We start from the raw sequence: 10978 nt of genomic DNA on the forward strand, positions 1-10978 counted from the left end.
ACGCTGGCCTCGCATGAATGGGTGGAGTTGCACATTCACAAGCTGCTGACCTCGCGCTTTCTGGCCTATGCGCTGCGCGAGGATCGCCGGGCCGATATCGGGACCGCGCTGATCCTGTGGTCGGAATGCTATCGGCAGGACCCGGCGGGCACGTTGCCAGATGATGATGTGGAGCTGGCGCAGCTGGCCCGGTTCGGCGCGGATGTCGAGGGCTGGCGCGCGGTGCGCGAGGGCGTGCTGCACGGCTGGCGGCAATGCCATGTCGAGACGGGCGGCCAGATGCGGTCTGATCGGCTGGGACACCCCTTCATTGCCGAAATCGCCGAACGGGCGGTGAAGCGCAAGAAGGGCCGCGCACGCAGCCGCGAGGAAAGCCGTCTGGCCGTCATGCGCAGTCGCGTCAAGTCGAAGCTCAAGGGGATCGCCGGCATGACGCGGATCGCCAATTCGGCCCATGCGGTCGATGCCATTACGCGCTGGCTGGATGAGCATGGGCTGTTCGTCAACGAAGACAATGTGCGCGTCGCGGCCGATGCGGTGGCGGGTGGGCCGCGTGTCGTCAGCCTCGGCGCGGACGGTGAAACACGCTGAAATCGCTGAAACGGTTTCAGTAACACGGTGAAAGGTTTCAGGGCGATTTCGCTCTTTTTTCAGGGGTTTCGCTGAAATTGCCCTACAGGACAGGACAAAGAATGACAGGACAGGACCTGACAGAACATTCCTTCCCGGATCGCGGGGCGAAGCGCGGGATGGCTGGCGGTGAAGGGGCTGAGAAAATGGGGGATGCGATGACGGAAGGCGCTGAGACCGATGAAGGCCATGGCCGCAGGGCTGTGCGGGACCACCTGATTGCCCGGCTGGAACAGGCCGGGTTTGTGCGCAAGCGCGGCGTGACGCTGGAGGCGCATGAGGCGCGGATGACGGTGATCGCGGAAAAGCTGTCCTACATGGACCCGGACAAGCTGGATGCGCTGGCAGATGAGCTGATCGACCTGTCGGGCGGCAAGGCCGACTGGCCGTCCGAGGTGCTGATCATGCATCGGGCGCAGGTCTGGCAGCCGCGCCCGCTGGCGCATAACCGGGCGCTGGTCAGCTGGCTGGGGTCGGTCGAGGGGCCAAAGGCGGTGTTGCGCGGGGATCTGGTCGAGGTCTATCGGTTCCTGCGCAAATATCCGCGCCCGCCGTTTGAATATGAACAGCGCGGCATCGCGCAAGAGGCCGAAGACAATGCGCGGGGTCTGCGCATCCTGGCCGACAAGCGGGATCGCGGGGCCAGCCTGACAGATGCCGAGCTGCGGTGGGAAGCGTCCTATCTGCGCGACAAGGCAGACGCCATGGCGCTGGTCGAAGCGGGGCAAGGCAAGCGTGAAGGGAATGCAGCATGACTCTTGTCGGGCTGAAGACCGCGCGGGACGTGGTGGCTGGCGATATCTCGGAGCATCTGGCACAGTTTTCCGAGCGTGCCAAAGCCGCGCCGCAGGCGAAGCTGTTCATCGTGATGCAGGATCGGGATGGTCATGTGATGGACGCGATGGCCTGCGATGACGTGATGGGCTGTATAGGTCTGGTCGAGATGGCGAAGCAGTCGCTGATCCTCGGCGCCATGGCCTGCGACGATTGCGGGGGTGTGTGATCATGCGGTCAAATGGATTTGAGCCAGCCTCCCTCAAGATCGGTGATGTCCTGCCGCCGCGCGACGTGGCCGGCATTGTCCTGCCGGGGCCGTCGCGATGGTATGCCCTGCGGGTCGCACCGCAGCGCGAGGATGAGGTCGAGGCATGGCTCCGCAAGCGCGGGGTGTATGCCTTCCACCCGGTCCTGAAGCGGCAGACCCGGACCCGTGGCGTGGTGCGGACCTATCATCGCCGCTATCTGCCCGGATATGTCTTTGCGCGGTTCGGCGGTGACCCGGTGGTCCATATGGTGATGACCTGCCCATGGGTGACGGGCGCGCTATGCAGCTCGGATGGGCACTGGGGTGTGCTGGAGCCTTCGAAGCTGCGGGCGGTCCATGCCATGCGGAAACGCGATGAACGGATCGAGGGAAGCCGTGCCGAGGAAATGATGCGGCGGCGTGAGGCTGCGAGGATGCGCGCAGGTGACATGGTGATGTTCCGCGTTGGGCCTTTCGCAGAGTTTCCCTGTGAGGTCGTGGAGCTTGTGGCGGATGGGGGTGTTCGTCTGCGCTTCCAGTTGTTCGGGCGCGAGGTTCTGGTGGATGGTAGCCCTATGGATCTGTTACCGATGCGCAAGGCGGGTTGACAGATCAGCGAAGACAGGCGTAGCGTCCGACAAATCACAGACCTAATCCGGCCAGCCCGCCCTGTATCAGGGCCTTGCGCCCCGGAAGGTGGTCGGCGGGGACCCGTTGAACGCGAGGTCCGACACGCCTTCAATGCGCCCGGAGCACAAGCTCACGGGCGCTTCGCGTTTCAGGGGGTGCGATGGAAGAGCTGTCGATCAAGGTCGATGACAGTCAGTTTCGTCGGCACCTGACCAACCTCGAAGTGGCGCAGCTTCCGTTCGCGGCAGCGAATGCCTTGAACGACACAGCCAAGGATGCGCTCGAATACATCCAGCGGCGCATGGAAGTGGTGTTCGACCGGCCCACGCGGTTCACCAAGAATGCGTTGATGGTCTGGCGCGCTGACAAGCGTAACCTTGAAGCTCAGGTGAAAGAGCGGCCGAGTGTCGGCAAGCGCCATTACCTCAAGGTCGAGGAAGGTGGCGGGGCGCGACCGCAGACCGGCGTCGAGAAGCTGCTGTCGTCGCGCGTGGCTTGGGGTGGTGTGATCCGCAGTGTCCTGCCGGGTGAGCATGCCCGGCTTGACGGTTCGGGCAACTGGTCATCCGGCGAGCGCAATCAGGTGCTGTCTGCCCTCGGGGCGCAGCGTGATCCGCGCAGCAATACGACCGAGCGGTCTGCCAAGCGGGCGCCCAAGCGGGCCAGATACTTCGTGCCTCAGCATGGTCTGGCCCCAGGTGTTTACCGTCGGGCAAGGCCTGATGACATTGCGGTGCGGGTGCTGAAGTTCAGCGACAAGGCGCCAACGTATTCCCCGCGCCTCGGGTTTTATGATGGTGTCGAGGATGTGTGGCAGCGTCGCCTTCCGGAACACCTTGACCGGAGGCTTGCCGAGGCCGTTGCGCGGGCCAGATAGGCTAGGGTCCTTCCGGGGTCAAAGCCGCACGCGGGTAATTCGCACCCCGTTACTTGTGGCCGGGAATTTTTCGGCATGGGTGCATGTTTCCGTGCTTGTTGTTGTTCTTGAAAGGAAAAACTGTGTCTGACCTCATCACTCTGTCGGATGGGGAGGTGCTGGACGTTTCGGCATGGCCGCTGCCAGAAGGGGTGGAGGATGGGGTGCTGAACCGTGGGCAGCTTTCCCGCGCGTTCGACGTGACCGAAAACACGATCACCAAGTGGATCGGTCAGGGCATGCCGGTGCTGTCCGAAGGGCAGAACGGCGTGTCCTATGAATTCCGGCTGTCGCATTGCTGGGCATGGCGCGCGGCGCGCAACGAGAAGATCCGCGCGGCCAAGCAACGCGGCGACCAGATCGCGGCACAGGCTGCACTGGCCTTCCGCAACCTCGACGATGATCAGGCCGAGGCCGAAGCTGGCATGTCAGCGGCCGAAGTGCGGGCATGGTCGGAGGCGGAATATGCCCGCAACCGCCTGGCAGAACAGCGCGGCGACCTGATCCGCACAGACCGGGTGCGGGCAGTGTTCGAAGAGTCTCTGGTCAAGATCGGCAACAGCCTCGATACCCTGCCGGATTTTCTGGAGATGAAGTTCGGCCTGTCGGCGGAACAGGTGGCGCAGGTAGTGGCCCGCACGGACGAGCTGCGCGACGATATCAAGACGGCGCTGGAGGATCTGGTGCGGCGACCGGGATCGGTTGTGCCGATCAATACCCGGCAGGGTGAGCTGAGCGTCTGATGGTGGCGATGTCTGACCGGGGGATCGGGCTTCTGGCCCGTATCCCGCCGTTGCCGCCATTCATCACGCCGGAGGAACTGCTGGCAGATTCCCTGCCTTTGCTGGACCCGCCCAGCCGGATTTCGGTGACGGATGCGGCGGAACAGTATCTGAAGGTGCCGGTGCAGGGCAACTGGCAGGACTATGACCGGACGGTTGCGCCCTACACGGTCGAGCCGCAGGATATGAGCCAGTCGCGCCGGTTCAAGACCATCTGTTTTGTCGGTCCGTCACAGAGTGGCAAGAGCCAGATGCTGCTGTCGGTTTCGGCGCATGCGATCATGTGTGCGCCGTCGCCGGTGCAGATCATCCATATGACCAAGACCGATGCAGATGCCTGGGTCGAGGAAAAGCTGGACCCGGCGTTGATGAACAGCCGCTTCCTGAGGGATCGGTTGGGAACAGCGCGGGATGACAGCACCTTTGCCCGCAAGCGGTTCAAGGGGATGCGGCTGACCATCGGCTATCCTGTGCCGAACCAGCTTTCCAGCCGGTCACAGCGGATGGTGCTGCTGACCGATTACGACCACATGCCGCAGAAGCTGGGGCCGAAGGACTCGCCCGAGGGTTCGCCCCACGGCATGGCGCTCCAGCGTATCCGGACCTTCATGAGCCGGGGATGTGTGTTCGTAGAAAGCACGCCGGCCTTTCCGGTCGATCCGGAACAGGTCTGGGAGTTTGACAAGACTGCGCCACACCGGCTGCCCCCCGTGACAAACGGGATTTGCCGGATCTACAACGAAGGCACGCGGGGCCGCTGGTTCTGGGAATGCCCCAACTGTGCCGAGTTGTTCGAACCGCGCTTCGACAGGCTGGTCTATGATGAGACGCTGGAGCCGGGGGCCGCAGGTGCCACGGCAAAGATGCAGTGCCCGGATTGCGGTCACCTGATCAGCCATCGCGAAAAGGCGCGCCTCAACACCCTCGCGTCACTAGGGCGCGGTGGGTGGCTGCACGAGGCGCGGCCATTCGATGCGGAGGGCAATGCGCTGGTGGACGCGCGGGGGCACCGATTGCTGGTGCGCATTGACGATCCGCGCATTCGTCAGACCCCGGTCGCCAGTTATGCGCTGAATGGCGCGGCGGCGGCGTTCTCAGGCTGGGATGAACTGGTCGAGCGCTATGAGACGGCCCGCCGCGCCTTCGAGGTGTCGCAGGATGACAGTGATTTCGCACGGGTGCATTACACCGATATCGGGGTGCCCTATGCGCGGCCAGACGGTGATGATCAGGATCTGACGGCTGCCGCCTTGCGTGAGACCGCCGTAGAATTGGGCGCGATGACTTGCCCGTCCTGGACACGGTTCATCACGGTGTCGGTCGATACGAACGGAACGTGGTTCGCGGTCCTGATCACGGCCTGGGGGCTGGACGGCAAGCGCATGGCGCTGGATCGGTTCGACCTGGTGCAACCGCCAGAATCGGCACCGAAGGCGCGGGATGCGGAAGGAAGGTTTCGCGCGATCAACCCCGGTAAATATGTCGAGGATGCCGAGGTTCTGACCGATCTGATGGAACGGTCCTATGCGGTGGAAGGTGAAGACTGGAGCCTGAAGCCCTGCGTTGCAGTGGTGGATTTCAACGGTCCGACCGGCTGGTCAGACAATGCCGAGAAGTTCTGGCGCCGTCGCAAGCGCGAAGGCAAGGGCGCGTTGTGGTTCCTGTCAATTGGACGTGGCGGGTTCAAGCTGTCGGATCGCGTCTGGCATGTTTCGCCGGAACGGGGGGCGCAAGGCAAGAAGGCGCGGTCGATCAAGCTGCTGAACATGGCAGTGGATCGGCTGAAGGATACCGTTCTGGCGGCGGCGGCGCGGTTGGATCATGGCCCCGGCGCCTATCTGTTTGCGGCGTCGATCGAGAAAGAGCGGATCGAGGAAATGCTTGCTGAGCGGCGCGGCGTCGATGGTTACAGCAAGCGGCCGGGTGCCGGGCGTAACGAAACGCTCGACCTGTCGGTGCAGGCGCAGGCGATTGCCGAGCATCGGGGCATCAATCGGCTGAACCCGGACGATCCGCCCGGCTGGGCAGTTCTGGGCGAGGTCAATCCGTTTGCGACCTGGACGGGGCAGGCGGCGCCGCCACCGGAGGCCAGCGAGGATGCTGCGCCGCAATACATCAACTGGCTGAGACGGTGAGGTTATTCCATGGCGATTGATCAGGCCGAACTGGTCCAGATGCGTGATGAGCTGATCCGGGCCCGCGCCAAGGGCGTGAAATCGGTGCAGCTGAATGGCGAGCGGGTCGAATATCGTTCTGATGCAGAGATGGCCGCCGCCATCGCGTCGCTTACCGCGCAGATCGCGGAAGCGCAGGGCGCTGGTGGCTTTGTCATCGGCTATGTCACGACCGGGCGGGGCCTCTGATCATGGGCTGGATCGGGACCACTCTGGACGCGCTGGTCAGCGAAATTTCCCCTGAAGCCGGGCGCCGCCGGGCTCTTGCCCGCTCGGCCGCGAAGCTGGCGATGAATTATGACGCCGCTTCGCGGGGCCGACGCGCGGCGGGATGGAAGGCGCCGGCGACGGATGCAGACGCTGCCGCCTTCGGTGTCCGGGCACGCCTGCGTCAGCTGAGCCGCGACATGGTGCGAAACCGCCCCTATGCCGCAAGAGCGCGCGAGGTGGTGACCTCGAATGTGGTGGGAACCGGGATCGTGCCATCGGTGGTGCATGAGAGTGCCGAGGTGCAGGCGCAAATCTGGGCGGTGCTGTCAGAACATCTGCTGACCCCTGCGCTGGATGCACGGGGGGAGCTGGACCTCTACGCCATGCAGGAAGTGGTGATCGGCACCGTCTTCACCGATGGCGAGGTCCTGGCGCGGCGGCGCATCCGGCGCGGGAAATACGCCCGCGATCTGCCGCTGGGGTTTCAGGTCGAGTTGCTGGAGGCGGATCATCTGGATGATACCGTCACCAGCTGGGGCAAGAACGAAGTGATCGAGGGCGTCGAATACAGCCCCATCGGCGATATCGAAGCCTATCACATTTTCGACGAACATCCCGGTTCGGCGCGGATGCGTGGGTTGAAGCTGACGTCGCGCCGTGTGCCGTGGCAGGATGTGCTGCACATCCGGCGGTTCGACCGGCCGGGCCAGTTGCGCGGTGTGCCGTGGCTGGCGCCGGTCATGATGACCATGGGCGAGATCAGCGACTATCAGGAAGCCCAGATCCTGAAGCAGAAGATGGCAGCGCTGTTGGCGGCCGTCGTGACCTATGACAAGGATTCCGGCGTCGATCCATCGAAGCGGCTCAAGGGGCTGGAGGCGCTGGAGCCCGGCGCTGTGGTCGGAACGCCGGAAGGGACAGCGGTCAATTTCACGACCCCGCCCAAAGTTGACGATTATCAGCCCTTCATGCGCGAGGCGCTGGGGGCCGTTGCCATGGGCATCGGGATCACCCGTGAATCGCTGACCGGGGATCTGAGCGGGGTCAATTTCTCCAGCGGCCGCATGGGCCGGATGGAGATGGACCGCAATGTAGAGCGCTGGCAGCGCATGGTCATCATGCAGTTCTGCATGGGGGTCGAGCGTTGGATGCGGGAGTCATGGGCCATGCAGCGCGTGCTGCCCACTGAGATCATTCGGCTGAACCATACACCGCCGCGGCGCCCGCTGATCGACCCGAATGACGAGATCGACGCCTTTCTGAAGCAGATCGAGGGGGGCGTGAACAGCCGCCAGAACGTCCAGCGCACACTCGGGCTCGACCCCGAGCGCATCCGGCGCGAGCGGGCGGAAGATGCTCAGAAGGATGGCGATGCGAAACTCGCCCCAACCGGGGCAAGCAACCTGCCGACCGCCCGCGAAAACCGGGCCAAGGCCAATCCCGAAGGAACTGTGACATGAGACGACGCGGGGCGGACCTGATCATCGGCGGCGAGCTGGTGCTGTCAGGCTATGTGATGTCGGACGAGCAGGCAGGCTGGGCCTGGGAGGAAGAGATCTTCTTCTGCCCGGCCATGGTCCGCGAGGCGCTTCTGGCCATGGGCGAGGGGCGTATCACTGTGCGCCTGAATTCCGGCGGCGGCGATCCGGTGGCGGGCGAGGCGATCCGCGCGGCTCTGGAAGGCCATCCCGGCGGATGCCGTGTCATTGTCGAGGGGCAGGCCTCCTCGGCTGCCTCGCTTCTTCTGATGGGGGCCGCGCAGCGCGAGATGACCGCCGGTTCGTTCATCATGCTGCATAACCCTTCCGGCTATGCCTATGGCGGTGCAGAGGATCATCGTGCGCAGGCCGATTTCCTCGACATGTTGGCGCGGGTCTATGCTCAGGTTTACGCGGATCGGTCGGGCCAGAGCATCGAAGCCGTGCTGGCCATCATGAATGCCGAAACCTTTTACAGCGCCTCGGCCGCCATCGAGGCGGGATTCGCGGATGCGGTGGCCGATGGCGCTGACGCGAGTGCAGCCCCGCCCAGCTTTGACGATGCGCTGCGCGCCCGCATGCAGCGCAACATGACCGCCTATGCCGCGATGATGCGCGACAAATCTCCGGGCCGTGGCATTGCCACGCCCCGTAACCCTGCCGCCTCCGGCGGCGCCCTGGCCCCGGTGGCCGCAACCATGGAGCATGTGATGCCCGATCCGACCAACCCCACCGCGCCGGTGCAGACCCCGGTGCCGACGCAGATCCAGACCCCGCAGCCGCCCGCGCCTGATCCGCAGGCCGCGATCATGGCGGAGCGCAACCGCGTCACCATGATCCAGAGCATGGCCCGCCCGTTCGTTGACGCCGGTCGCCTGACCGATGCGGATGTGACCGCGCTGATCAATGACGGCACGGCGGCCGATATGGCCGGGTCGCGGTTCATGGCGACCATGGCACAGCGCGAACCGGCGCCGGGCCCGATGCGTGTCACCGAACGCGGCCGCGATGAAACCGAAACCCGCCGTCTGGGCATGGAAGGCGCACTTGTCGCTCGCCTGACCCGCGCCGAACCCGCCGATGTGTCCCGGCAGTATATGGATTTCTCCATCGTCGAAATGGCGGCCGAACGGCTGGGCCAGCGCCGGGTGCCGGGGCATTTCGCGGGGCGCGAGGAAGTGCTGCGCATGGCCTTCCATTCGACCAGCGATTTCCCGGCGCTGCTGGAAAATGCCATGAACCGTTCGCTGGCCGCGCGCTATGCGCAGGCGCAGCCGACCTACCGTCGCATTGCACGGCAACGGACCTATGTCGATTTCCGTGACCATACCACCGTGCGCGTCGGCGACTTCCCGGACCTCCAGCCGGTGAGCCCGGAAGCGGGTGAGCTGAAGGCGGGAAGCTTCAGCGAGTCGAAGGAAAAGACCAAGGTGCTGGCCTATGGTGTGCAGGTGCTGCTGTCGCGGCAATTGCTGGTCAATGACAGCCTCGACGGCATCATGCAGGTGCTGAATGACCGGGGCAATGCAGTGGCGCGGTTCGAAGATCGCACCTTCTACACCATGATGCTGGGCGGTTCGAATTCCGATGGCCCGACCTTGCTTGAAACCACCCGGCAGGTGTTCAACACGACCGATGGCACCAAGGCAGGGGCGGCGGCGGCGATCAACATCACCTCGCTGAGCCTTGCCCGTGCCTCCCTGCGCAAGCGCAAGTCGCTGGATGGTGCCGAGCTGGAACTGACCGCCTCGATCCTGCTGTGCGGGCCGGACAAGGAAACCGAGGCGCAGCAGCTTCTCGCGCCGATCCAAGCGCAGCAGGCGGGCAATGTGAACCCGTTCTCTGGCGTCATGTCGCCGGTCATCACCGCCAAGATCACCGGCAACGCCTGGTATGTCTTTGCGTCGGTCGATGAGGCGCCGTGCTTCGAGTGGGGCCTGCTGGAAGGCTACACTGCGCCGCGCTTCCGTATGGAAGATCCCTTCGGTGTGCAGGGCACCAAGTTCTCGCTGGAACATGACTTCGGCTGCGGCGCCATTGATTTCCGTGGCGGCTACAAGAACGCCGGCGCCTGATCCGGCGACGACATGACCTGACGAAAGGGCGGCTTCCGGGCCGCCCTTCGTCTTTCGCCCTGCATGCATGCCGGGTTCAATCGACAACCGAAAGGATCGGAACATGAAGAACTATGTGCAGCGCGGTGAGCGGATCACGCTTCCCGCGCCCTATGACGTGGCCTCGGGCGCAGGCCTTTTGGTCGGGACCATCTTCGGCGTGGCCGTGCATGACGCGGCCAGCGGCGCGGATGTCGAGGCGCAGCTTGAAGGCGTCGTTGATATCCTGAAGGTCGGGTCGCAGGCCTGGACGGTGGGCGCCGCGATCTACTGGGACAATACCAACAAGTATTGCACCACGGCCTCCAGCGGCAACACGCTGATCGGCAAGGCCGTGTCTGCGGTCGGCAGTGGTGCCGGGGAGACCACGGGCCGCATCCGGCTGAACGGCTGACATGGCGAGCGTGTTCGACGGCATGGCCGGGGTGCTGGCGGAAACGCTGGGCACCCCGATCCTGTTTCTTCCGCAGGTCGGCGAGTCGCGGGAAGTGTTGTCGATTTTTCGCGAAACCCCGGTGGAGGCGACAGGCGACGACGGCGGGGCGATTATCATCAACATGCCGACATGGCGCGTGCGAAAGTCCGACGCTGTTGCGGTGCGTGGTGATCAGATCGAGGTTTCGGGCGGGCGCCGCTATGTCGTCGTGGCCAGTTACATCAGCGGATCGCCAGCCGATGATGCCTTTGTCATCTACAAGCTGGAGGCGGTCTGATGCCATCGTCGGATCGCAAGCAAATCCGCGCGTCGGCCCGTGCCGCGCTTCAGGCCGGTCTGACAGGTTGGACCGAGTTCTTCGCCTGGGCGCAATCGGTCAATGCAGAGCATCTTCCCGCCTGGGCGGTCGCCACGCCCTCCGAGCGGCGTTCGTCTGCATCGCAGGACAGCGCGCAGCGCGAAACCACGCTGGTCGTGGTGGTCAAGCTTCTGGGCGGGGATTTGATCGAGGATGACCTCGATGAAGCGGCCGACCAGATCGAAGCCGCCGTTGTCGCTGCACTGCGCGCCAGCAATCTCATGTG

13 protein-coding genes are annotated in these 10978 nt (G+C 64.4%); all 13 read left to right on the top strand.

What is annotated here, in order from left to right; translation table 11 throughout:
- Positions 1-591 (top strand): DUF1376 domain-containing protein (locus C8N34_RS24925; protein ID WP_108130959.1); only part of this gene is annotated, 591 nt, incomplete at its 5' end.
- A 101-nt stretch (positions 592-692) separates the two neighbouring features.
- Positions 693-1385: a hypothetical protein gene (locus tag C8N34_RS24930; protein ID WP_108130960.1), complete on the top strand. Its 693-nt coding sequence runs from the start codon at positions 693-695 to the stop codon at positions 1383-1385.
- On the top strand, positions 1382-1633 hold the full coding sequence (locus C8N34_RS24935) for a hypothetical protein (protein WP_108130961.1): 252 nt from the start codon (positions 1382-1384) through the stop codon (positions 1631-1633). Before C8N34_RS24930 ends, C8N34_RS24935 begins: the two co-directional genes overlap by 4 nt.
- A gap of 2 nt (positions 1634-1635) precedes the next feature.
- Positions 1636-2262 (top strand): transcription termination/antitermination protein NusG, encoded by a 627-nt coding sequence (gene nusG, locus C8N34_RS24940; RefSeq protein ID WP_108130962.1) that lies wholly within the window; start codon positions 1636-1638, stop codon positions 2260-2262.
- A gap of 182 nt (positions 2263-2444) precedes the next feature.
- Entirely contained in the window at positions 2445-3161 is a 717-nt protein-coding gene (locus C8N34_RS24945; protein WP_108130963.1) for a hypothetical protein, read from the top strand.
- A 122-nt stretch (positions 3162-3283) separates the two neighbouring features.
- Positions 3284-3943, top strand: a complete 660-nt coding sequence (locus C8N34_RS24950; protein WP_108130964.1) for a DUF1441 family protein — start codon at positions 3284-3286, stop codon at positions 3941-3943.
- Complete coding sequence (locus C8N34_RS24955; RefSeq protein ID WP_108130965.1) at positions 3943-6117, top strand: terminase gpA endonuclease subunit; 2175 nt, start codon at positions 3943-3945, stop codon at positions 6115-6117. Before C8N34_RS24950 ends, C8N34_RS24955 begins: the two co-directional genes overlap by 1 nt.
- A 9-nt stretch (positions 6118-6126) precedes the next feature.
- Positions 6127-6345, top strand: coding sequence for a phage head-tail joining protein (locus tag C8N34_RS24960; RefSeq protein ID WP_108130966.1), 219 nt, complete (start codon positions 6127-6129; stop codon positions 6343-6345).
- A 2-nt stretch (positions 6346-6347) separates the two neighbouring features.
- Complete coding sequence (locus C8N34_RS24965; RefSeq protein ID WP_108130967.1) at positions 6348-7826, top strand: phage portal protein; 1479 nt, start codon at positions 6348-6350, stop codon at positions 7824-7826.
- Positions 7823-9919: a head maturation protease, ClpP-related gene (locus C8N34_RS24970; RefSeq protein WP_108130968.1), complete on the top strand. Its 2097-nt coding sequence runs from the start codon at positions 7823-7825 to the stop codon at positions 9917-9919. Before C8N34_RS24965 ends, C8N34_RS24970 begins: the two co-directional genes overlap by 4 nt.
- A gap of 103 nt (positions 9920-10022) precedes the next feature.
- Positions 10023-10352: a DUF2190 family protein gene (locus C8N34_RS24975; protein WP_108130969.1), complete on the top strand. Its 330-nt coding sequence runs from the start codon at positions 10023-10025 to the stop codon at positions 10350-10352.
- A gap of 1 nt (position 10353) precedes the next feature.
- Positions 10354-10671 (top strand): head-tail joining protein, encoded by a 318-nt coding sequence (locus tag C8N34_RS24980; RefSeq protein ID WP_108130970.1) that lies wholly within the window; start codon positions 10354-10356, stop codon positions 10669-10671.
- A partial coding sequence (locus C8N34_RS24985) for a hypothetical protein (RefSeq protein WP_146177489.1) occupies positions 10671-10978 on the top strand: 308 nt, incomplete at its 3' end. The genes C8N34_RS24980 and C8N34_RS24985, both read left to right, overlap by 1 nt.

The organism is Gemmobacter caeni (assembly GCF_003054195.1).
In the GTDB taxonomy this organism is placed as follows: domain Bacteria; phylum Pseudomonadota; class Alphaproteobacteria; order Rhodobacterales; family Rhodobacteraceae; genus Gemmobacter; species Gemmobacter caeni.

Coding starts and splice junctions, on each gene's coding strand:
- C8N34_RS24955 (WP_108130965.1), top strand. CDS start 3,943: ATGGTGGCGATGTCTGACCGGGGGATCGGGCTTCTGGCCCGTATCCCG.
- C8N34_RS24945 (WP_108130963.1), top strand. CDS start 2,445: ATGGAAGAGCTGTCGATCAAGGTCGATGACAGTCAGTTTCGTCGGCAC.
- C8N34_RS24970 (WP_108130968.1), top strand. CDS start 7,823: ATGAGACGACGCGGGGCGGACCTGATCATCGGCGGCGAGCTGGTGCTG.
- C8N34_RS24980 (WP_108130970.1), top strand. CDS start 10,354: ATGGCGAGCGTGTTCGACGGCATGGCCGGGGTGCTGGCGGAAACGCTG.
- C8N34_RS24960 (WP_108130966.1), top strand. CDS start 6,127: ATGGCGATTGATCAGGCCGAACTGGTCCAGATGCGTGATGAGCTGATC.
- C8N34_RS24935 (WP_108130961.1), top strand. CDS start 1,382: ATGACTCTTGTCGGGCTGAAGACCGCGCGGGACGTGGTGGCTGGCGAT.
- C8N34_RS24930 (WP_108130960.1), top strand. CDS start 693: ATGACAGGACAGGACCTGACAGAACATTCCTTCCCGGATCGCGGGGCG.
- nusG (WP_108130962.1), top strand. CDS start 1,636: ATGCGGTCAAATGGATTTGAGCCAGCCTCCCTCAAGATCGGTGATGTC.
- C8N34_RS24975 (WP_108130969.1), top strand. CDS start 10,023: ATGAAGAACTATGTGCAGCGCGGTGAGCGGATCACGCTTCCCGCGCCC.
- C8N34_RS24965 (WP_108130967.1), top strand. CDS start 6,348: ATGGGCTGGATCGGGACCACTCTGGACGCGCTGGTCAGCGAAATTTCC.